This is a genomic window from Flavobacterium sp. 22659 (assembly GCF_052044235.1).
Classification (GTDB): domain Bacteria; phylum Bacteroidota; class Bacteroidia; order Flavobacteriales; family Flavobacteriaceae; genus Flavobacterium; species Flavobacterium johnsoniae.
In genome coordinates, this window is sequence record NZ_JBQEMU010000001.1 from 380,933 (window position 1) to 404,461 (window position 23,529).

Annotated in this window: 14 protein-coding genes; 7 read left to right on the forward strand and 7 right to left on the reverse strand. The window is 33.4% G+C overall.

What is annotated here, in order from left to right; all coding sequences use genetic code 11:
* Positions 1-394 precede the first annotated feature (394 nt).
* From ACTJIW_RS01925 to ACTJIW_RS01945, 5 genes are all read left to right on the forward strand, one after another.
* Complete coding sequence (locus ACTJIW_RS01925) at positions 395-3,658, forward strand: SusC/RagA family TonB-linked outer membrane protein (RefSeq protein WP_440715305.1); 3,264 nt, start codon at positions 395-397, stop codon at positions 3,656-3,658.
* Positions 3,659-3,661: 3 nt separating this feature from the next.
* Positions 3,662-5,128: a SusD/RagB family nutrient-binding outer membrane lipoprotein gene (locus ACTJIW_RS01930; protein WP_433813778.1), complete on the forward strand. Its 1,467-nt coding sequence runs from the start codon at positions 3,662-3,664 to the stop codon at positions 5,126-5,128.
* Between the two features lie 17 nt (positions 5,129-5,145).
* Positions 5,146-6,393, forward strand: a complete 1,248-nt coding sequence (locus ACTJIW_RS01935) for a hypothetical protein (protein WP_121360085.1) — start codon at positions 5,146-5,148, stop codon at positions 6,391-6,393.
* Positions 6,394-6,475: 82 nt separating this feature from the next.
* Positions 6,476-7,210, forward strand: a complete 735-nt coding sequence (gene rlmB, locus ACTJIW_RS01940; protein WP_012022498.1) for a 23S rRNA (guanosine(2251)-2'-O)-methyltransferase RlmB — start codon at positions 6,476-6,478, stop codon at positions 7,208-7,210.
* Positions 7,211-7,250: 40 nt separating this feature from the next.
* Positions 7,251-8,051 carry a DUF2490 domain-containing protein gene (locus tag ACTJIW_RS01945; protein ID WP_440715304.1) on the forward strand — a complete coding sequence of 267 codons (801 nt, stop codon included), beginning with the start codon at positions 7,251-7,253 and terminating at the stop codon, positions 8,049-8,051.
* A gap of 3 nt (positions 8,052-8,054) precedes the next feature.
* On the opposite strand, the gene ACTJIW_RS01950 is transcribed toward ACTJIW_RS01945, so the two are convergent.
* Positions 8,055-8,558: a hypothetical protein gene (locus tag ACTJIW_RS01950; protein ID WP_073409068.1), complete on the reverse strand. Its 504-nt coding sequence runs from the start codon at positions 8,556-8,558 to the stop codon at positions 8,055-8,057.
* A 70-nt stretch (positions 8,559-8,628) separates the two neighbouring features.
* On the reverse strand, positions 8,629-9,393 hold the full coding sequence (locus ACTJIW_RS01955; RefSeq protein ID WP_440715303.1) for a rhomboid family intramembrane serine protease: 765 nt from the start codon (positions 9,391-9,393) through the stop codon (positions 8,629-8,631).
* Positions 9,394-9,557: 164 nt separating this feature from the next.
* Here ACTJIW_RS01955 and ACTJIW_RS01960 point away from each other — a divergent pair, with 164 nt between their 5' ends.
* The gene (locus ACTJIW_RS01960) at positions 9,558-10,835 is read left to right on the forward strand and encodes a replication-associated recombination protein A (protein ID WP_121360081.1); all 1,278 of its coding nucleotides are present in this window, start codon (positions 9,558-9,560) and stop codon (positions 10,833-10,835) included.
* A gap of 13 nt (positions 10,836-10,848) precedes the next feature.
* Here the strand turns inward: ACTJIW_RS01960 and ACTJIW_RS01965 are convergent, their stop codons facing one another.
* The 4 genes from ACTJIW_RS01965 to ACTJIW_RS01980 all read right to left on the reverse strand — a co-directional run bounded on the left by ACTJIW_RS01965 (position 10,849) and on the right by ACTJIW_RS01980 (position 14,517).
* On the reverse strand, positions 10,849-11,583 hold the full coding sequence (locus ACTJIW_RS01965; protein WP_121360080.1) for a hypothetical protein: 735 nt from the start codon (positions 11,581-11,583) through the stop codon (positions 10,849-10,851).
* Between the two features lie 2 nt (positions 11,584-11,585).
* Positions 11,586-12,272 carry a YjjG family noncanonical pyrimidine nucleotidase gene (locus ACTJIW_RS01970; RefSeq protein ID WP_121360079.1) on the reverse strand — a complete coding sequence of 229 codons (687 nt, stop codon included), beginning with the start codon at positions 12,270-12,272 and terminating at the stop codon, positions 11,586-11,588.
* Positions 12,273-12,275: 3 nt separating this feature from the next.
* Complete coding sequence (gene radC / locus ACTJIW_RS01975; RefSeq protein ID WP_012022505.1) at positions 12,276-12,965, reverse strand: RadC family protein; 690 nt, start codon at positions 12,963-12,965, stop codon at positions 12,276-12,278.
* A 196-nt stretch (positions 12,966-13,161) separates the two neighbouring features.
* Positions 13,162-14,517, reverse strand: coding sequence for a UDP-N-acetylmuramate--L-alanine ligase (locus ACTJIW_RS01980; RefSeq protein WP_440715302.1), 1,356 nt, complete (start codon positions 14,515-14,517; stop codon positions 13,162-13,164).
* A gap of 204 nt (positions 14,518-14,721) precedes the next feature.
* Between ACTJIW_RS01980 and ACTJIW_RS01985 the strand changes: the two genes are divergently transcribed.
* On the forward strand, positions 14,722-20,970 hold the full coding sequence (locus tag ACTJIW_RS01985) for an MG2 domain-containing protein (protein ID WP_440715301.1): 6,249 nt from the start codon (positions 14,722-14,724) through the stop codon (positions 20,968-20,970).
* A gap of 165 nt (positions 20,971-21,135) precedes the next feature.
* Here the strand turns inward: ACTJIW_RS01985 and ACTJIW_RS01990 are convergent, their stop codons facing one another.
* Positions 21,136-23,280 (reverse strand): S46 family peptidase, encoded by a 2,145-nt coding sequence (locus ACTJIW_RS01990; protein ID WP_440715300.1) that lies wholly within the window; start codon positions 23,278-23,280, stop codon positions 21,136-21,138.
* Between the last annotated feature and the right edge of the window lie 249 nt (positions 23,281-23,529).

Sequence of the window (23,529 nt, forward strand, 5' to 3'; positions counted from 1 at the left end):
ATTGTTAAATTATCATAAAGTCATTTTTTAACAAAAAAAATAAAATTACACTTCTGCGTTTTTTATACATATAAGAAGCTTTTTTTATAAAAGAAAATCATTTTTAACAAAAAGCCTATCATAAAGAGTATAATTTTTATAGTATAAAAGTTATAAAAAAAACAATAAAAGACTAAGTATTAATAAATTTAACATTTATTCCAGTCTAAATATTTTTAATTATTATCATAATTTACCTTAAATTCTGAGAATTCCTAAATCAGATGCTTTTATTAACAATAAAAAAACAAAATCATAGAGCAAAATCATAATTTAACTAAAAAAAAAGCTTTTAATATTAGGAAAGTTAACAAATTATTAAGAGTTTTGCGATACTAATTCAAAATATTTAAAAATGAAACTAAAGTTCAATGGATTCTTAGTGCTTTTATTAGTACTAGTTGCGCAACTTTCTTTTGCGCAAGAAAGAGCTGTTTCTGGAACAGTTTCTGATAATGCAGGAATGCCTTTGCCAGGTGTTAGTGTATTAGTTAAAGGAACTAAAGCAGGAACGCAAACTGACTTTGATGGTAAATTCTCTATCAAAGCATCTTCAAGCCAAGTTTTGGTATTTAGCTACATTGGGATGAAAACTCAAGAAGTAGCAGCAAGTTCATCTGTAATCAATGTAAAATTGAGCGGAGATGCACAAGAACTTGAAAGTGTTGTAGTAACAACAGCTTTGGGTATCAAAAGAGAGAAAAAATCTCTTGGATACGCAACTCAAGAGGTTAAAGGTTCTGACTTAAGAAGCGGAACTTCAAGTGGTAACTTCTTGAACGAACTTTCAGGTAAAGCAGCCGGTGTTAATATTACTAGAAACTCAAACTTTGGAGGTTCTACAAGTGCTATCTCACGTGGTGTAAAAGCTATTGGACAAACTAACGAGATGCTTATTGTTATTGATGGTATGCCAATCAACAACTCAAACACTTCTACTGACGGTTTAACATCACAATCAACAGGTAGACAAGGTTATGACTATGGTAACAATGGTATGGACATTAACCCAGAAGACATCGAAAGTATCAACGTATTGAAAGGTGCTGCTGCATCTGCATTATACGGATATTTAGCTGGTAACGGGGTATTAATGATTACTACTAAAAAAGGTAAAGCTAAAAAAGGACTTGGAATTACTGTTTCATCTGAAGTAGTATCTGGTTCTATTGATAAAAGTACTTTCGTAAAATATCAAAAAAATTACGGTGCTGGTTACGGATCTGGATCTTTCACAAACAATACAGATGTTGATGGAGACGGTGTAATTGACAGAGTTGTAGGTTTTGGAGATGATGCTTCTGTAGGTAGCGCATATGATCCTTCAATCAATGTTTACCAATGGGATGCTTTTTCTGCATATCCAGGAAACCCAAATTATGGAAAAGCTACTCCTTGGAAGGCTGCAGCTAATGACCCTACTTCATTCTTTAAAAACTCACTTTCATTAGTAAACAGTATCTCTTTCGAAGATGCTAACGACAAATCGAACATTGTTTTTAACTATACTAACACTAAACAAACTGGTATTTTACCAAATAGTGAAATAAACAAAAACAACTTCAGTTTAAAAATAAACCACCAATTTTCTGACAGATTATCTCTTAGCACTTTTGCTAACTTCTCAAATCAGAATGCTGTTGGTAGAAACATGACTGGATACAGTGACAACATGATCTCTGGTTTCCGTCAGTGGTGGCAGACAAATGTTGATATTAAAGAATTAGAACAAGCTTACAACAACTCTGGAGGACAAAACATTACTTGGAATAGAAAATCTATCGAAGATGGATCTCCAGCTTATTGGAACAACCCTTATTTTGAGCGTTACCAAAACTATCAAAATGACACAAGAAACCGTTTTGTAGGTTACGCAAACTTTACTTACAAAATTGCTGAATGGTTATCTGCAACTGCAAAAATCTCTACAGATACTTATGATGAGATTCGTGAAGAAAGAGTTGCTGTTGGATCTGTATCAAAAGTTTTTGGTATCAATGCATTAGACGAAAAATCAGGTTACCAACGTTACAATGGTAACTTCTCTGAGCAGAACTACGATTTATTACTTACATTTAAGAAAAATTTCGGAGAGAAATTTAGTTTAAATGGTGTAGCTGGGGGAACTATCAGAAGAAACGTATTCAATACAATTACTGCTTCTACACAAGGAGGTCTTATCATTCCTGGACTTTACAGCTTAGCTAACTCTGTTGACGCAAGTCCATATCCATATGAAAGAGCTACAAAAAGTGGTGTAAACAGTTACTATGTTTCTGCTTCATTAGGTTATGTTGATGCACTTTTCATAGATGCTACTGCACGTAGAGATGCATTTTCTAACTTACCAGTAGATAACAATGCATTAGAAAGCTACTCTGTTTCAGGAAGCTGGGTATTCACTAAAGCAATCGACGCTAGCTGGTTAACTTTTGGTAAACTTAGAGCAGGTTATTCTGAAAGCCCACTTGGTACGCCAGGACAAGCTTTAATAGATACTTATTCTAAACTTGACGCATTTAACGGACAACAACAATACTCAGTAAATAACATCAAAAACAACCCAGATTTAGAGCCAATTAAAACAAAAACACAAGAGATTGGTCTTGAGATGCAATTCTTTAAAAGAAGGTTAGGTTTTGACGTGAGTGTTTACAAAAACGTAAACAACGGAGAAGCTATTAACGTTCCTTACTCTACTGCAACTGGTAATTCTAGCCGTTATATTAACGCTGCTAACATCCAAAATAAAGGTATCGAGGTTCAATTTAACGCAACTCCAGTTAAAACAAACAATTTCGCTTGGGACATTATGGTTAACTGGTCTAAAAACGAAAATAAAGTAACAGCTTTAGCTGACGGAATCGAAAACTTACAAATTAGTTCATTCCCTGGTACTGTTACATTAAATGCTGTAGTAGGACAACCTTTTGGAGTTTTAAAAGGAACTGACTACACTTACACTGCAGATGGTCAACCAATTATCAACCCTACAACAGGAAGATACGTAGTAAACACATCTACAAACAACATTATTGGAAACGTTAATCCAGACTGGATTGGTGGTATCCGCAACAAATTCTCTTACAAAAACTTATCTTTCAGCTTCTTAATCGATGCTAAACACGGTGGAGATGTATTCTCAACTGACCAATGGTATGGAATTGGAACTGGATTAACAGACGAAACTGGAGGACTTAACGATTTAGGAAATCCTTTAAGAAATACTGTAGCTAATGGTGGTGGTATTATCCTTCCAGGTGTTTACGCTGATGGAACTCCTAACACTACAAGAACTGAGTACGTAGTAGCTGCTCAAGGAGCTGTAACTAATGCTTACACTAATGGTCCAAGAAAAGTAGCTGTTTACGACGCTGGATTCATCAAATTAAGAGAGGTTAATATTTCATATTCTTTACCAAGTTCATTAGTTTCTAAAATGAAATTGACAGACATGAGAGTTTCTCTTATTGGATCTAACTTATGGATAATCCAAAAAAACCTTCCTGATGCAGATCCAGAAAGTGGATTAGGATCTAACGCTGGTTCTATGGGTGTATCTCTAGGATCTTTACCTACAACTAGAAACATTGGTTGTAACCTAACAATAAAATTCTAAGCTATGAAAAATAGACTATTATTATTAATCCCGATCATAAGCCTGTTTGCTTCATCATGTACTGATGATATTACAGGATTAAATACGGACACTAAACGTCCAACATATACTGAAGCTAATTACTTATTCACTAATGCAGAACACGCAATGGTTGACCAAGTAACAAGTACTTCTGTAAACTATAATGTTTTTAGATTATTTGCTCAACACTGGGCAGAGGTACAATATCCTCAAGAATCTCAATACGATCTTACAGGACGTAAAATTCCAGATACTCACTGGTTAGTTTACTACCGTGACGTATTAAGAGATTACAAAGAGGCTAGAAACCTATTAGTTTCTCAAAAAGCAAATTTCGTAGGAACAGCTGAAGAAGCAATTGCTATAGATAATAAAATTGCAATTATTGATATCGTTTCAGCTTATTCTTATGGTATTTTAGTTGACACATTTGGAGATGTTCCTTATACTCAGGCTTTAGATATCCTTAATTATCCATTACCACAGTATGATGACGCTCAAACGATCTACAAAGATCTTATTGCAAAATTAACTGCTGCTTCAAACTCTTTAGATACAAGCGTAGGAAGTTTTGGTTCTGCTGATTTAATCTACGGAGGTAATACTGCAAGCTGGGCAAAATTTGCTAATTCATTACGTTTAAGAATGGCAATTAACATGCATGATGTAGATGCTGCTTATGCAACTACACAAGCTAACGCTGCAATTACAGATGGTATTTTTACATCAAGCGCAGATGGTGCATATATGACTTACGCAAGTACACAGCCAAATGCTAACCCATTATATGTTGATTTAGTAGCTAGTGGACGTAATGACTTTATCCCTGCAGATACTTTTGTAAATAAATTAAATGCACTTCAAGATCCAAGAAGAGCTAAATACTTTACAGAATTCCCAGAAGGATCTGGACAGTATCTTGGTGGAAAATATGGTTCAGTTAACGTATACGGAAGCTTCTCTCATATTACTACAACAATTCAGGCTCCAACATATCCTGGTGTATTATTAACTTATTCTGAAGTTGAATTCTTGTTAGCTGAGGCTGTAGAAAGAGGCATCACTGCTGGTTCTGCTGCAACTCATTACAACAATGCAGTTACTGCTTCATTACAAGATTGGAATGTTTCTAATACTGATATCGCTGCTTACTTAACAAAACCAGAAGTTGCTTATGCTACTGCAGCTGGAACTTGGAAACAAAAAATTGGTGAACAAGCTTGGATTGCTTACTATAACAGAGGATTTGAAGCATGGACTTCTTACAGAAGACTTGACTTCCCTGCTCTTGTTGCTCCAGCGGGTACTTTTGGTGATATCACTGAAGTTCCTAAACGTTATTCTTACCCTGGAATTGAGCAAACGTTGAACAAAACTAATTACCAAGCTGCGGTTTCTAAACTAGGTAACGACAAAGTAACAACTCACGTTTTCTGGGATAAATTCTAATAATTAATAATATTAATATGAAAAGATATATAAAACAAATTGCTGCATTAGCTATGCTTGTTGCTTTCGCATCTTGTTCTTCAGATGACGATGTTGCAATGGCAGATAATGTAGGAGGAAGTGTTGCTCCACAAACGGCTAGTATCAGCCGTTTAGACAACAACTATAACCTGCCTTCTAAAATTTATACTAAAGAAGGAGTAACGGCTACTAAAGTTGAGATTTACAAAAATACCGCTGCTGCAAGCGAAGTATTTGTACGTGGAGCTAAAGTTTCTGATGCTACAATTGCTGATGGTGTTGCTTCATTCAATACTTCTACATTAGGAAGCTTTGACGTTTTCCCTAATACAGCTACACCTCCGGTAAACATTGCTAAAACTGGTACTTTTTCGTTGTTAATCGTTTCAACTTATTCAGACGGTTCTACAACAACAATGCCTTTCACACTTACAGTAGGAAAAGGAATTGTTTGGAAAGTATATAACGATGATGGTGACCTTGTAACAAATGCTACAAGCGGAGTATCATCTTTTAAACTTAACGATCCAACTCCAGTAGAAATTCATTATGCTACAGTTAAAAAAGCTACAACAACTATTCAATCTGTAGTAGGAGAATGGAGCAAAAATGATGGAGCTTTTAGTTCGCTTCCTGGTACTTTCGCAACTACAGCAGGAACTATTGACATCGCTAACATTCCTTACTCTACATATGGAGGACTTGTAGCTGGAGATAAAATCACTTATAGATTTACTGTTACTGCAGGAACTCAAACAGATGTAATCTCAACAACAGTTACTATCGCTGATCAAACTTTCGGATCTGCATTAAATGGAAGTATCTCTAATAGTGCTTCTGCTAGCAAATTTAGTTTCTTAACAGGATCAAGCTATGATTCTACAAACACTGCTAATGCTGAAATACAATTTGTAAGCCCATTCGGTATCGCTGCTTTTGGAGAAACTCCAATTGATTTTGTTAAAGCTGCTGGTTTAGATTATGCTACTGCTAATTTATTTGCTGCTGAAACTGCCTATACTGCAGGTGCAAAAGTTACTTCATTAACTAATTTAAATGTTGGTGATGTTGTAGTTTACAAAGTTACAAGAAGTGTTAACTTCGGAACTGCATCATCTCCAGAATACCACGATGTTCTTTACACTGGAATCTTAAAAGTTAGTGACAAAGTTCAAGGTGCAACTAGCCAAGAGCTTAAATTCTCTTTCAAAGAAGGAGTATTATCTGTAGTAGAAGAAGATTAATCATCTTTTCTAAGATTATATATTTAAAACCATCCCATTCGGGATGGTTTTTTTATATAAACAATATACCTATATTTGTCCTATGGAAAAAGAACATCAAATATTTGGCATTAGAGCCATTATAGAAGCAATACAAGCAGGTCAGGAAGTCGACAAAGTATTTATACAAAAAGAGATTTCTGGAGAGTTAATGAAAGATTTGATGAAGGTTATGAAACGTGCCAACATCAATTTCTCTTACGTTCCTGTTGAAAAATTAAATCGGTTAACGCCAAACAACCACCAGGGTGCTGTTGCTACAATTTCACCAATTGGTTTTATCGATATAGAACATCTTGTTGAATCAACTATTGCCTCGGGTTCAAAACCTCTTTTTTTAATTTTAGATCAAATCTCTGATGCCCGAAATTTTGGTGCTATAATCAGAACTGCAGAATGTACTGGTGTAAATGGTATCATTGTTCAAAAAGCTGGTTCAGCGCCGGTAAATGGCGACACTGTTAAAACTTCGGCAGGAGCTGTTTTTAATGTGCCAATCTGCAAGGTTGAACATATTAAAGATGCTATTTTTTATTTACAGGGTTCGGGAATTAAAACAGTAGCTGCAACTGAAAAAACAGATCAAAATATTTATGACTTATCATTAAATGAACCATTAGCTATTATAATGGGATCTGAAGATCGAGGAATAAATCCTTCTGTTCTTAAAATCGTAGATGAAAAAGCTAAATTACCAATGTTTGGATCTATAGGATCATTGAATGTATCTGTTGCCTGTGGGGCATTTTTATACGAAGCTGTCCGTCAAAGAAGTTAAGTAACATAGAATTAGGAATGACAATTAAATAAAATAATTTATGTCTTTAAACCCTAATCATACCATACTCAATAAAAAAGCATGTTCAATACTTGTAATGTTATTAATTACAAGTATTAGCTGCGGACAAAACATACACTACAATCAATTTTGGGGAGAAGTTCAATTTAACAGAACCATCAATGAAAAATGGTCAACAGAACTAAATCTTGGCACTAGCTACAGCAGTACAGAATCATCACCGAATATATTTGAACAAAATACACAAAGATCTTTTCGCGGGTGGGGACACTATTATTTAAATCCGCGTTGGAAGCTTTCTTCTTTTATAGCTTATTACAACAACAAAGATGTTCCGGAAATTGGTCAGTTTGAATCTCCTGAGTGGCGGTTTGCTTTACAGGGTATTTATTATTTTCATAAAACGGGATACACACTTAGCACAAGAATGCGAACGGAACTTCGACACATGAGAAACCAAGATGACACTTATGAAAATGTGATTCGATATCGGCAGCAAATTAAATACTTAAAACCAATAAATAGTAAAGTTCTCCGAAGTGGTGTTGTTTACGCAATAGCTTCTGATGAAATCTTCTTAAAATCAGAAACCAAAGTAACTGGATTAAGTTTTTTTGACAGAAACAGATTAAATCTTGGAGCCGGGTATTTGTTTACAGATGACATTCAACTTGAAATAACCTATGCAAACGAATATCTGCCTAGAGATAACGGAAATCAAATCGTAAATGCAGGTTCACTAACTCTTACTTTCAACAATCTGTTTAAAAACCTAAGCAAAAAACTTTTACATCAAACTCATTCCGAAAATGATGAATAAGTTTTACTTATCTTCTTTCTTTAAAAAACAAGCTAGTTGTTTTACAATTTCATCTTTGTGGAGTTTGAAATTATAATCTCGAATAAACTCTGTCCCTTTCATGTTTATTGTCGCTACAAGAGCTTCAAACTTAGAGAAAGCTTCTAAGTCTTTAGAATCTATTAAATACAAAACCTGCATAACAGAATCATTTTGTATATACTGCGTATCATAATGAGTCAGCTTGTAGGCATTTTTATCTGCAAGATGTATCACTAAATCATCTGTAATTTTTTTACCTATCTTTTTTTCAGGGAAAGGAGTTGGCTGCAAGGCAACAAAATAACTTTCTTTATCTGTTACAATATTTATTTTTAATGATTTAGATTTTGTTGTATAAAACACTTCGGGGTCAGAATAGTAAATCATAGAACCATCTGCAAGAACTCTGTTTTTTATCTCACATTGTGCAAAAGATTTATTTCCTAAAATCAATAAAATCAAACCTGTAAAAAAAAGTTTTTTCATACTATCAGAAAATGAAATTAAAAATGGTCTTTAACAAAATTAAGCATTTTAATTAAACTCCGTTTACATTTCAACCTTTATCTCCTGATTCTGATTTTGTTACAATATAATTTACAGTAATATTTGAATTAAAAAAAGAATCTAAATTTTCTGTTTCTTCTTCAACAACTTCGGTATTCACAAAATTACCATCTTCATCAAAATGTTTCATGAAAGGGTCAGCTGAAGGATCAAAGTCTGGTCTTTGCCAATCGTAAATTATAGGTTTTGTATATTCGGGAGTTTTATAATACAGTGAAAGTCCAGATCCTGTTATGAATCCGCCCAGATGACCTTCCCAGGAGATTGTTTTATCAACATCTGGAAATACATACCAGATCATTCCGCCATAGAGCAGGATAACCGACAATGAAAGTGCCACTAATCGATAATATTTAGTTTGAATTCCTTTAAAGAAAATAAAGCTGACCAAAACATAAATTAGTCCGCTTGCTCCAATATGAAAATTTGCCCTGCCGATAATCCAGGTTATTAAGCCCGAAAATAAAATTCCAAAAACAATTACCACAAATGACTGTTTCGGATAAAAAAATTGCAATGCTGCCAATAATACTAAAAGCGGAATTGAATTATTATATAAATGCTCTAAGTTTTCGTGAATAAAAGGACTAAATAATACACCTTGCAATCCGGAAAAATCTCTCGGATAAATTCCGTTTTGATAAAAATCGACATCAAAACGAATTTGAATCCAATAAATTATCCATAAAAAAAGCACAAAAAACAGCGGAAGTCCAACAACTGCATTCGAAAATTTAAAGTGATTATCATTCATATAGTTTCAGGTCAAAGTTGTAGATACCGACATCAAAAAACTATCCAAAGAAAATCTACTGATATTTTGTCAGCTGCATGATTTTTTGTTAAATGTTTTACAATTGAATTCGTATATCACTCTTGAAGCAATAAAATTAATTTTGAAAATAGTAATTTTACAAAATGGAAGCACCTTTAGCAGAGCGTATTCGCCCACGGACACTAGAAGATTATATAAGTCAAAGTCATTTGGTAGGCCCGAATGGCTCTTTAACGCAGCAAATTTCGAAAGGAATAATTCCGTCCTTAATTTTTTGGGGACCGCCGGGAACTGGAAAAACGACTCTGGCACAAATTATTGCACAAGAATCTAAACGTCCCTTTTATGAACTGAGTGCCATAAATTCTGGAGTTAAAGATATTCGAGATGTAATTGAAAAAGCCAAACAAAGCGGAGGACTTTTTACTGCCAAAAATCCTATTTTATTTATTGATGAGATTCACCGATTCAGCAAATCGCAGCAAGATTCACTTTTAGCTGCAGTTGAAAAAGGATGGATCACACTTATTGGCGCAACCACAGAAAACCCAAGTTTTGAGGTCATTCCCGCATTATTATCCCGAAGTCAGGTTTATATACTAAACGCATTTACGAAAGATGATTTAGAAGCGTTATTACACCGCGCCATAAAAATTGACAAAGAACTTTCTTCAAAAAATATAACCCTTAAAGAAACAGAAGCTTTATTAAGACTTTCTGGAGGTGACGGAAGAAAACTACTCAACATTTTTGAACTTGTAATTAATGCATCTGCAAGTGATGAAATAATTATAACCAATGATCGTGTTCTGGAACTGGTTCAGCAAAATACCGTTTTGTATGATAAAACCGGAGAGCAGCATTATGACATTGTTTCTGCTTTTATAAAATCGATAAGAGGAAGCGACCCAAACGGAGCCGTTTATTGGCTGGCAAGAATGATCGAAGGCGGTGAAGATGTAAAATTCATAGCACGAAGAATGCTTATTTTATCGAGTGAAGATATTGGAAATGCAAATCCAACGGCGTTTATCATGGCTAATAATACTTTTCAGGCCGTTTCTACAATTGGATATCCGGAAAGCCGAATCATTTTAAGCCAATGCGCTATTTACCTGGCAACATCGCCAAAAAGCAATGCGTCGTATATGGCAATTGGAAACGCACAGCAGTTAGTAAAACAAACGGGCGATTTACCAGTTCCAATTCACTTAAGAAATGCGCCGACTAAACTTATGAAAGAGTTAGGTTATGGTGAAGACTATAAATATTCGCATGATTATGCCAATAATTTTGCCGAACAGGAATTTCTTCCTGATGCTATAAAAGAAACGGTTCTTTACAATCCGGGAAGCAATTCAAGAGAGAACAGCAACCGCGAATTTTTAAAGAACCGCTGGAAAGATAAATACGGATATTAAATCCGTATTTTATTTAAAATTTTACAGAAATTTTTTCTGAAACTAATTTATCGTTTTGGTAGTATTCAAAATACCAGCCATTATCTTTTGCATTTAAAGAACCTTGAACGCCATCTTTAATTGCTATAAAAGAATCCTGACGTGACGTTTTAAGTAACTTCATGACAACTTTTGGTGTTTTGTCAATCAATTGATATCCATTTTCAGTTGGCTGTGCATATAATAAATTTGGATCTGAAACATCCGGAGTAGGAATCACAGTAGTCGCTGCAACCGTTGAAACAACCGGAGTACTTGTTTGTGCTGCCTGAGTTGTAACTGTTTTACCATTATATTTATAATGCTGTGCAATAATAGAAATAAAAGCGTTATCTAAGCTTTCTTTATAAGCTGCTTCATAATCTTTTTCCCTGCTCTTTCCTGTTTCAGATGTATAAACTATTTTCCCATAACAATCTTTAAACTCTACAAAAAGCTTTGTCACCAAAAAAGCATTGTCTTTTTTTACATCAACATAAAGCAATTCACATCTGTCACCTAAACCTGCCGGCATTTCTTCATTAGCATAATAAGCTTTAAAACCCGCTTTAAGAAGATTAGATTTTGTTAAAGTTGCTAATCTGTACTGATTTTCAGTTTTCATAAAATCGTACTTTACTGGTATTATTACAGCTTTATAGTCGTTAATAGATTGCGAGAATCCAATAACCGAACAAAGAAGCAAAGTCAATAAAACTTTTAATTTCATAATTATAAATATTTTTTAAGTTCTAATAAATGATTAATTTGTTTATAGTTTTCAGGTGTTTCGATATTTTTTACGTTAAAAAAAATAGCGTCCATACCTGCATTTAAAGCTCCGTTAACATCGGCATCAAAATCATCTCCAATCATAATGCTGTTTTCTTTTGATGACTGAGCCAAATTGACAGCATAATCAAAGATAATACTATTTGGCTTCTTAACACCTGCTAATTCAGAATTCGTAATCGTCGTAAAATAACCTCCAAGCGAAGCATTATTAATTTTCTTTTCCTGAACATGAGCAAAACCATTCGTAATAATGTGAAGTTTATACTTTGGTTTTAAATATTCCAGAACCTCAATAGCACCATCAAAAAGATAATTATTATCTGTTAGAAACTCTATATAATCGTTTGAAATCTGATCAATATTTTCATCCGTCATTGAATAGTTCAAAGCATCAAAAGAAAGCTTCAGTCTATTATAACGCAATTCCTGATGTGTAATTTGATCGTTTTGATATAATCTCCAGCATTCCTGGTTTATTGGAAGATATTTTTCAATAAAATCTTCAATTTTGATTCCTTCGAAATTGTTTTTAAAAATACGATCAAAAGCCATTTGAGAGTTTTTATCAAAGTCCCACAATGTATGATCTAAATCAAAAAAAATGTCTGTAATATTAGTATTCATAGATTAGAAAATTCCTTCATCTACAAAACTATAATATTTTGTTTCAGTTATAATCAAATGGTCTAAAATTTTAACATCTAATATCTCCCCTGCCGTTTTTATTTTCTTAGTAATCTGTTTATCAGCCTGACTTGGATTTAACTCTCCAGAAGGATGATTATGGCACAAAATCAAACCAGTAGCGCCATTTTCTAATCCCAATTTAAAAACCAACCGCACATCTACAATTGTTCCGGCAATTCCTCCTTTACTCAATTGTGCTTTAGAAATTACCTTATTTGAATTATTAAGAAAAAGCACCCAAAATTCTTCGTGAGGAAGTTCGCCAATAATTGGCTGCATAATAGTAAAGGCATCTTTACTCGAAGTTATTTTTTTTAACTTCAATATATCTTCCGCTCTCTGTCTTCTGCCTAATTCTAATGCAGCAACAATTGAAACTGCTTTGGCCTCTCCTATTCCTTTAAACTTTATTAACTGCGAAACAGACATTTTCCATAAAGAGTTTAAATTTTTAGCAGAAGCTAAAATCCGCTGGCTTAATGCAACAGCAGATTCGTTACGACTTCCAGAACCAATTAAAATAGCCATTAATTCAGCATCACTCAGAGCCTCTTTGCCCTTAAGCATTAATTTTTCGCGAGGCTTATCATCTTCTGACCAATCTTTTATAGCAAAATGACTTCCTTCCATAATCAAATAATTTAAAAAGCGAATATATACCAAAAAGAAGAAAAATCTTTCAAAAAATATATTTGATTTTAAATTTTTAATCTTCTTATAGCTTTTCAAATCATATCCGAAAAATAAAAAACAGAAACAGTATATTAAAAAAAGCCGGCTGTTTTTACAGCCGGCCTATTATCTAATTTTCAAATTGGCTAATTCTCTAATTAATCAACCCTTTTACTTCATCAAAATTCAAACCTCCGTAGTTTCCTGAACTCATTAATAAAAGTGCAGAATTATCAAGATTTAAGTTGAATAAATATTCTTTAAATTCAGTTGGATTCGTATAAATAATCAAATCTTTTCTGTTAAATGCAGCTGCAATCTGCTCATAAGTAACTTCTTCAAGCTGTTTAATCTTAACGGCATCTGGCGAATAAAACACAACGGCAACATCAGCAAATTCTAATGCTCCTTCATATTCTTTTAAAAATGCAGCATTTAAACTGCTGTAAGTGTGTAATTCTAAACACGCAACTAAAGTTCTGTTTGGATATTGTTCTTTAACCGCTTTAGTTGTTGCAGCAACTTTACTTGGCGAATGTGCAAAATCTTTATAAGCTACTTTTCCTTTTCCTTCGGCGATTTTTTCTAAACGTTTAGAAGCACCTTTAAAGCTTGCAATTGCTTCGTAGAAATCTTCTTCGTCAACTCCCATATTTTGGCAGATCCATTTTGCTCCAGCTAAATTATTTAAATTGTGAGCTCCAAAAACTTCAATTGGCATATCGCCTTCGGGAGTCTTTAAAAGTGTTACACCATCGGCAACAGAATATTCTGGTGTGCTGTAAGGTAATTTACGAATTGGATTTGTTGCGGCTTCTGAAACACGTTTTACTTCTGGGTCATTTTCGTTGTAAACCAAAATTCCGCCATTGGTAATTTTTTCAATAAAAATTTCAAACTGCTCTACATAATTCTCATACGTTGGAAAAACATTAATATGATCCCAGGCAATTCCAGAAATTAAAGCAATATTTGGCTGATACAAATGAAACTTTGGCCGTCTGTCTATCGGTGAAGATAAATACTCATCGCCTTCCAAAACCATAAAATCATTTTCTTCTGTAAGGTGCACCATAGTATCAAAACCTTCCAGCTGTGCTCCTACCATGTAATCAACTGCAATATTATGATAATGCATTACATGAAGAATCATCGAAGTAATCGTAGTTTTTCCGTGAGAACCACCAATCACAACACGAGTTTTATTTTTAGACTGTTCGTATAAAAACTCTGGATATGAATAAATTTTCAATCCCAATTCCTGCGCTTTTAATAATTCAGGATTATCAGCTTTTGCGTGCATTCCTAAAATAATGGCATCAATATCTGCCGTTATTTTTTCAGGAAACCAGCCCAATTCAGCAGGAAGAATTCCTTTTTTTTCTAATCTTGATTTTGAAGGTTCAAAAATAGCATCGTCGCTTCCTGTAACCTGATATCCTTTATTATGTAATGCTAATGCAAGGTTGTGCATCGCGCTTCCGCCAATGGCAATGAAATGTGTTTTCATTTAAAATGTTTAATCGTTAAACTGTTTAATCAGTTAATCGAAATAGCAAGTAACTAATAAAACTCAATAATAATTTTCAAAAATAAGGAAATATAAAATGTCACATTTGGTTTTGGGGATAAATTAGTAATTTGTACAAAAATTATTTTTCGCGCATCCCAACCATTTAATAAAAAAAGGCCTCTATATACTAAAAACCACTCTATGAAAAATATGTTATTTGTATTTACTTTGATTTCTTCCACCCTGTTTGCTCAGCAAAATGATAAAAACTGGGCAAAAGTTATTGCATTTGAAAACGAAGGCAAAATTAAATCCGCAAATGAATTAGTTGCCAAAATTTACAAAAAAGCAACAGCGAAAAAGAATGAAACCGAAATGATAAAATGCTTTTTTTATCAGGCCAAATATTTAACGGTAATTGACGAAAATGCCAAAACAAAAATTCTGGACAACCTAAAAACCGATATAAATCGTGTTTCAATTCCGTCAAAAGCCATATTAACATTGATTTATGCAAAATGTCTTAATCATTATTCAAATTATGATGATTATGCAGTTGCAGTAGACAGCGCTGCAGCTGTTGTTGATGATGAAGCTTCTTTAATTGACAAGGCTGCAGCAACAATTGATACAGCTTCAGTTGATGGTATTACGCATGATAATGCTTCGATCTATTTAACACCAGAAATAGAGATTATAGCGCTTTACAATAAAACATTAGAAAATGAAGAAATTCTAAAAAAAACACCTTTAAATAACTATGCCTTAATTTTTGAATTTACTTCAGACAAATTCAAAAACGCAAGTTTGTACGACTATTTATTAGATGAAAACATAACTTTTTATAAAGATAAAACCGAAAGCTGGAATATTCCATATTCAGACCTTTTCCAGCACTCAGATAAATTATTGGGCAGTTCTGAATCATTTTTAACCCTTAATTTTGATTTTATAAAAGAGGAGTATTTAAAGAAAACCCTTGAGTTATACCAGAAAAAAGAAAAAGACAATCCATCATTAGAAAATCAATTTGAACGTATAAAATACTGTAATAATACATTAGTTCATTCTGATGAAGCTTTCAGCCAGTATTTAGACAAAGTAGAAAAAATCGCTAAAGATGAAAATCTTCTTCAAAAAATAAAACTTGAAAAAGCAGAACTTTTAGCCAATAAAGCTTCAAAAGAGTTTTATCCAAAAAATAATATCGAAGCCCTCAAAATACTTGATGAGATTATACAAATCAATAAAAAAACCAATACGGCAAATTTAGCTTTATTAAAAAAGAGAGAACTTACTGAAAAGTCAGTATCCATTCAACTTGAAAAGTATATTTACGATAATGAAAACACCAGAACATATATAAGTTATAAAAACCTGAACGGGCTGAAAGTTTCTTATTATAAAATCAATTTATCTCAGGTAAAGAAATTTCAAAAACAATCTGAAACAGCAAGAGACAGCTTGTGCAAATCAACAATAAAAAATCAAACTCCTGTAGTTTCACAGAATTATGATTTAAAAAACAAGAACGATTATTTTGAATACAATACTGAACTGCTGCTTCCTAAATTAACCATTGGGAACTACTTAGTGTATTTTGAAAGTGATTCTGATATTAAAAACAAAAAAGCTTCTGCTTACGAAGTTATTACGGTTTCAAACATTTCTGTTTTGGCAACGAGGCAAGATAAAATTGAAAACTATCAGGTTTTAGATCGAAAAACCGGAAAACCTCTTGAAAATGTAACAGTAAAATCGTCAACTTCTACTGCCAAAACTGACTCGAAAGGAATTGTATCATTACAATTGAAAAACGAAAGTTATAATTATGAACCTGTTGAATTTTCAATAGGAAATGACAGTATTTTAATTCACAAAAACTACCTGAGATATGTCTCTGATTATGGTTTGTCTGAAAACGAAAGAGCAAGTGCCAAAGTCGAATTTTATTTAGACAGAGCCATTTACAGACCGGGACAAACTGTATATTTTAAAGGTATTGCAATTCAAAAAAGCAAAAACAAATCAAGTGTAGTACCAAACACGCCTTTTAAAGTTGTTGTAAACGATGTTAACTACCAAAAAATAAATGAATTTGAATTAACAACAAATGAATTTGGTTCGTTTTCGGGTGAATTTGTTCTGCCAAAAAATGGTTTGACAGGTGATTTCCATATCAGCGTGCAAAGACCAGATGATTACACCAAAAAGGAAACAGCAGCTGCGTTTTGGAATACTACTAATTTTAATTATTCTACTACTTATTTTAGTGTTGAAGAATACAAACGTCCAAAATTTGAAGTTACTTTCGATGCCAAAAAAGAAAGTTTTAAACTTAACGAATCAGTTAAAATAAAAGGAACAGCAATCGCTTTTGCCGGAAGCAGTATCTCTGACGCGGTTGTTAAATACAGCGTAAACCGATACACAACCTATTTTAGAAATTATTACGGGCGCGAAGAAAACGAGACTTTAGCAGTTGGCGAAACCAAAACCGATGCCTCAGGAAAATTCACAATTGACTTTACAGCTTTACCTTCAAATAATAATTCTAAAGAACAAAGACCTGTTTTCAATTATGAAATTAATGTTTCGGTTACAGATATAAACGGCGAAACACATTCAGCGGTAACAACGGTAAAAGTGGGTTACCATGATTTAATTATCGATGCCCTTGTGCCAAATAGCATTGAAACAAAAGATAAAAACGAAATTATTCTAAACAGCACAAATTTAAACGGGCAATTTCTGGCTGCCAAAGGCGAAATCAAATTGTACTTTGTGAGTCCGTTCCCAAATAAATTTAAACCAAGAATCTTTAACAGACCTGAAATTGAAACTATTTCTGCTAAAGAATTTGAAGCCTTATTTCCGTATGAGATCAACGAAAATCTATTTGCAGAGAAATCTCCAGAAATTTTATTGTTTTCAAAGAAAGTAGACACACAAAAAGACAAAAAAATCATTCTTGATTTCATTTCAAATTATAAATCCGGAAATTATAAGATTGTGTTTTCTGCCAAAGACAGTTTTCAAAATACAATTGAATCTACAACCAACTTCAACATCAAACAAAGCAAGGACAAATTCCATTCAGATCGTTTATTCTCGGCAGAGCAAATGAATGATGATCCTAAAAAAGATGGTTTTGTACTTGTTAAGCTGTCTTCGGTAATTCCTGAACTTTATATTACTGCAAATGGAAATTACCAAAATAAAGTATATTTTGAAGATACCTTTCATTTGCAAAATCATGAAGCTGTAATTAAAATTCCGCTGAAAAGCGAATTTGAAAAAGAGATAAAAATAGGATTTGAAAGCATTTTCGATAATGCCAGTTTTACTGATGCCATAACTGCAGATCTTAAAACGGAGGAACAAAAACTAGAATGGATAGTTGAAACTTTTAGAAATAAAATTCAACCCGGAAGCGCCGAAACCTGGTCGTTTAAATTAAATGGCGTATCTGCAAAAATAGAAGCCGAAGTTTTAGCTTCAATGTACGACAGCTCATTAGACCAATTCACTAAAAAAGACTGGAACCTTCTAAAGCTTGATCCTTATTATTATAATTCTGTTATGACAAGATCTGTATTAGGTTTTGACATGGCGTATTTATCATTAGAAAACTTAAACGAAATATTCCCTCAAATTGATTTTCATTCTGATGAAATAAAACTTAACTGGTTTGGCTTTGACTTTTACAACAGCCGATTTGGTACTGCTTACGCGGGCATAACAATCGCTGAACTAAAAGACAAAAAAGTGGGAGGTGCAATGATTGAGGGAGAAGCTGATGCTGTTTTAGCGGCAAGTGCACCTCTTGCTGCTCCTTCTGTCATGAAAGAGGAAGTTCTGACAGGTAGTTTTAATGCAAGTAAAAAAGCACCTGGAATACAAGTTAGAGGGAACAGCAATATAGCAGGAAATGAACCTATCTATGTTGTCGATGGTGAAATTATGACTAACATTAAAGATATTGATCCAAAAGAGATTCTTTCAATTGAGACATTAGATCCAGAAAAAGCAACTGCACTATACGGAAGCAAAGCTGCAAATGGCGCCATTATCGTTACAACCAAAAAAGCTCTTGAAGCCTTAAGTCAGGTAAAAGCGAGAAAAAATCTTTCTGAAACTGCTTTCTTTTTGCCTAATTTAAAAACTGATTCTAAAGGAAAAGTAAGTTTTAATTTCACATCGCCTGAAGCTTTAACCGCTTGGAAATTCCGTTTACTGGCACATAACAAAGATGCAGTTTCCGGCTATTTAGAGAAAAGTGTTATTACACAAAAAGAATTAATGGTGGTTCCTAATTTCCCTCGCTTTTTTAGAGAAAAAGATGAAATTGTGATCAATGCCAAAATCTCTAATATGACAGATCAGGCCAAAACAGGAATTGCTTCTTTACAATTTTTTGATGCTGTAACTATGCAGCCAATTGATGATAAAATGTTGAATACAAAAAACATTAAAAATTTCACCATTTCATCTCATGGCAATACTTCTGTAAACTGGACAATTACAATTCCGGAAGGCTTACAGGGCGTTCAGTATAAAATTATAGCAAAAGCCGGCAATTTCTCAGACGGTGAAGAAAACATTCTTCCTGTGTTGACCAATAATATGCTCGTAACAGAAAGTATTCCGGTATGGGTAAAAGAAAATTCTACAAAAGAATATACCTTCGAAAATTTAAAAAACAATAATTCTACAACTTTAAAAAATCATCAGTTTACTTTTGAGTATACTTCAAATCCTACATGGCTGGCGATTCAATCCTTGCCCTATTTAATGGAATATGAACATGAATGTGCTGAACAGACTTTTGCACGTTATTATGCCAATTCTTTAGCTTCAGAAATTATTTCCAGCAATCCTAAAATTGCATCTGTTTTTGAAGAATGGAGAAAAAGTGGAAAACCTGTTTCTAAACTGGAAGAAAACGAAGAATTAAAATCTTTAATTCTCGCCGAAACGCCTTGGTTGAATGATGCGCAAAGCGAAGATGAAAAGAAAAAGAATCTGGCTCTTTTGTTTGATTTAGAAAAAATGAAAACTTCTTTAGAAAGTGCTTTTGAAAAATTAAAACAAAAACAAAATACTTCAGGAGCATTTTCATGGTTCGAAGGCGGTTATGAAAATGAATATATAACCAGACATATTTTAGCCGGTTTAGGACATTTAAATAAACTCACAAAAACGGCTGGAAATAAAGCCGATGAAATTGCTAAAAACGGGATTCCGTTTTTGGACAGTAAATTTATAGAATACCATAAAACAAGAACCAAAAACTTAAAAGAGGTTGATAAGTTAATCTGGTACAATCCTTATTCTGATCTTCATTATTTGTATACCAGAAGTTTCTATTTAGAAAAATATCCGCAGTCTGATACATTAAAGAAAACAATCCAATTGTATCTGGATAAAGCTAAAAAAGACTGGCTCAATTATTCTATTTATGAAAAGGGATTGGCAGCAATAACCCTAAATCGATTTGGTGAAAAAGAAACTGCTAAAAAAATTGTAGAAAGCCTAAAAGAAACTTCATCAAACAATGAAGATTGGGGAATGTACTGGATTGCGAATAAATCCGGATGGTATTGGTATCAGGCACCTATAGAAACTCAGGCTTTATTAATTGAGGCTTTCGCTGAAATATCTAACGACACGAAATCTGTTGATGCAATGAAAGTCTGGTTATTAAAAAACAAACAGACCAAAAACTGGCCGACAACTAAATCTACAACCGAAGCCGTTTATGCTTTATTAATGCAGGGTACAGACTGGCTTTCTGTAAAAGACAATACTATTATTAAATTGGGAGATGAAAAAATCATGACCAAGAAACTGGCAGAAAACCAAAAAGAAGCCGAAACGGGTTATATCAAATTAAACTGGAAAGCCGAAGAAGTAAAAAAAGAAATGGCTTCAATAAGCATTCAAAACAAATCTAAAGTCCCGGGATTTGGCGGCGTTTACTGGCAGTATTTTGAAGATTTAGATAAAATTAAAAACAACTCCGGAGCCGTTTTATCAGTTTCAAAAGAATTGTACATAAAGAAAAGCTCTTTAAAAGGAGACCAGCTGCACAGAATTACGTCTAAAGATCCTTTAAAAACAGGTGATCTGGTTACAGTTCGTTTGATTATTACTGCGAAAGAAGACTCAGAATATGTTCATTTAAAAGACATGAGAGCTTCTTGTTTTGAACCTGTAAATGTACTTTCTCAATATCAATACAAAAATCGTCTGGGTTATTATATGAGTACCAAAGATGCAGCAACACATTTCTTTTTTGATCAAATCAACAAAGGAACTTACGTTTTAGAATATGATATTCGAGTAAACAACAGCGGTGAATTCTCAAACGGAATTACTACAATCCAAAGTATGTATGCTCCTGAATTTGCAAGTCATACCAAAGGCATTCGAGTAAAAGTTCAATAGTAAATTCCAAAAAAATAATCTATATTTTGTCAGGCTGAGCGAAGTCGAAGCCCCGCAACGAAGAGCTTCGACTTCGCTCAGCCTGACATCTCTTTCAAAATTAAAGACAATAAAAACCCGACAGATTTAAAATCTGTCGGGTTTAATTTTATAAATAAATTGAGATTATTTAGCAATCGACAATTCGTCAATAATGTTTTTAGCTCCTGCGTATTTGTCAATAAGCCAAAGTACATAACGAATATCAACGTTGATAGTTCTTTGTAATTTAGAATCAAAAATAACGTCTCCAGCCATAGCTTCGATGTTACCGTCAAAAGCAATTCCAATTAACTCACCTTTTCCGTTAAGAACCGGAGAACCTGAGTTTCCACCTGTAATATCATTATCAGTTAAAAAGTTTACCGGCATGTAACCTGCTTTATCAGCATATTGGCCGAAATCTTTTTTCTTATTTAACTCTAATAAACGTGCTGGTAAATCAAATTCCTGATCTCCTGCTTTATACTTTTTCACCATGCTTTCCATAGTAGTATAATTGTTGATCGCTGCATCATTACGCGGATCTGCAGGTAAAGCACGAACTTTTCCGTAAGTCAATCTCAAAGTTGAGTTAGCATCTGGATATTTAATTGCATTCAATTTTGACTCTCTTAAACCTTCAACCAATTCGCGGTAAGCAGTTGCAAAACCATCATCTGCTTTTGCCTGATCATCTGTTTTAGAACGGTATTTAGTCAATAAATCATTAGAAATAATATACAACGGATCATGTACAATCGCTAATGGTTTTGGATTAGCCATGAATGCTTGTATTTTTTCTTTAGATGAAAAATAACTCATTTCAGCTCCTTTAGTAACATCTGATGTAAAATCACCATTGTTAGCCGCTTTCATAGCTGCAATTTGAGTTGCTAAACCATATTCAGAAGCTTTTGCAGCATATAAGTTTAATTGTGCAATTAAAATATCTTTTTCTAACGGCTCATAAAACTCACCGTAGATATTTTCGATCATCGCATTAATTTTAGGAAGCATTTCTGCTTTTTTAGCGTCATTTTCGTTAAAGTAAGCGATCAATGCATTTCCTAAATTTGCAGGTCCTGTTGCATAGCTTGAAGTACGTAAAAGCTGCATTAAATAGTTATCATGACGCGCTTTTAAGTTTGTTTCTCTGTAATAGTCGTTAATAGTTGGAATTACATTTTCGTATTTCTCTTTATTCGCAGGTTTACTTGCCCACTCATAAAATTTATCTTCTTGTTCTGCTTTAGTATCAACCGTTCCAGCTTTTGTTAAAGCATCGATCATACCTTGACGGTTTTTCCAGTAATTTGCTGTAGAAGCATATTTAGAAGCATACTGCAAACGAACAGTTGCATCTTTATCCATATACTTTTTCATTACATCCATTCCGGTTTTAGCACCTTCAACCCATGCAGGATAAGCATATTTAATGTTTTGCTCAATTCCTCCAGCCGGCATCCAGCGGTTTGTTCTTCCCGGATAACCTAAGATCATAGCAAAATCATTTTCTTTTACACCTTTAATACTTACTGGCAGGTAGTGTTTTGGTTTCAAAGGCACATTGTCTTTAGAATACGCTGCAGGATTTCCGTCTTTATCAGCATACACTCTAAACATTGAGAAATCTCCTGTTTGACGAGGCCATTCCCAGTTGTCTGTATCTCCACCAAATTTACCAACGCTTTCTGGTGGTGTTCCCACTAAACGAACGTCTGTATAATCCTGGTAAACGAAATAGTAATATTCATTTCCTTGAAAGAAAGGACGAACAGAAACTGTATATTTTCCGTTTTCGCTATTTTCTTTTTCAATCAAACTAATTTCCTGCTGAATGATTTTGTTTCTTTCAGTTTCAGTCATTTGATCGTTTACTTTTGATAAAATTCTTTTAGAAACATCATCCATACGAACAAAGAAACGAACATATAGAGATTTTGGTTTCATTTCGGCACTCTTTTGTTTAGCCCAGAAACCATCTTTCAAATAGTTTTGTTCTGCTGTAGAAAGTTCAGCAATTGCATTGTAACCACAGTGGTGGTTTGTTAAAACCAATCCTTCTTTTGAAACGATTTCAGCTGTACATCCTCCGTTGAATTGTACAATAGCATCTTTCAAACTATGGTGATTGATACTGTAAATTTCTTCGGCTGTTAATTGCAAGCCCATTTTTTCCATATCTCTATGGTTCAATCTTTCGATAAACATCAAAAACCACATTCCTTCATCGGCTCTCATAGGGAAAGTCATAAGGCACATGGTCAAGAATAAAACTATTTTTTTCATGTTATTTTGTTTAAGTTCTGCGAATATAACTCATTTTCAAAGAAAAAATAAACATTAAAGCAAAAAACAAAACAGATTAAATAGATTATTTGATGATTTTTCGAAATTCTTAATTAATCCTAAAACCAAATAAATTATGAAATCTTTAAACTAAACCATAGAAAAATACTTAAAATTTATTTTAAAAATGATTTTAAAAATTAAAATCACAAACATTTTATAAAAATTAACTCACAATATAAAATTTTA

Coding starts and splice junctions, on each gene's coding strand:
- ACTJIW_RS01925 (WP_440715305.1), top strand. CDS start 395: ATGAAACTAAAGTTCAATGGATTCTTAGTGCTTTTATTAGTACTAGTT.
- ACTJIW_RS01930 (WP_433813778.1), top strand. CDS start 3,662: ATGAAAAATAGACTATTATTATTAATCCCGATCATAAGCCTGTTTGCT.
- ACTJIW_RS01935 (WP_121360085.1), top strand. CDS start 5,146: ATGAAAAGATATATAAAACAAATTGCTGCATTAGCTATGCTTGTTGCT.
- rlmB (WP_012022498.1), top strand. CDS start 6,476: ATGGAAAAAGAACATCAAATATTTGGCATTAGAGCCATTATAGAAGCA.
- ACTJIW_RS01945 (WP_440715304.1), top strand. CDS start 7,251: ATGTCTTTAAACCCTAATCATACCATACTCAATAAAAAAGCATGTTCA.
- ACTJIW_RS01950 (WP_073409068.1), bottom strand. CDS start 8,558: ATGAAAAAACTTTTTTTTACAGGTTTGATTTTATTGATTTTAGGAAAT.
- ACTJIW_RS01955 (WP_440715303.1), bottom strand. CDS start 9,393: ATGAATGATAATCACTTTAAATTTTCGAATGCAGTTGTTGGACTTCCG.
- ACTJIW_RS01960 (WP_121360081.1), top strand. CDS start 9,558: ATGGAAGCACCTTTAGCAGAGCGTATTCGCCCACGGACACTAGAAGAT.
- ACTJIW_RS01965 (WP_121360080.1), bottom strand. CDS start 11,583: ATGAAATTAAAAGTTTTATTGACTTTGCTTCTTTGTTCGGTTATTGGA.
- ACTJIW_RS01970 (WP_121360079.1), bottom strand. CDS start 12,272: ATGAATACTAATATTACAGACATTTTTTTTGATTTAGATCATACATTG.
- radC (WP_012022505.1), bottom strand. CDS start 12,965: ATGGAAGGAAGTCATTTTGCTATAAAAGATTGGTCAGAAGATGATAAG.
- ACTJIW_RS01980 (WP_440715302.1), bottom strand. CDS start 14,517: ATGAAAACACATTTCATTGCCATTGGCGGAAGCGCGATGCACAACCTT.
- ACTJIW_RS01985 (WP_440715301.1), top strand. CDS start 14,722: ATGAAAAATATGTTATTTGTATTTACTTTGATTTCTTCCACCCTGTTT.
- ACTJIW_RS01990 (WP_440715300.1), bottom strand. CDS start 23,280: ATGAAAAAAATAGTTTTATTCTTGACCATGTGCCTTATGACTTTCCCT.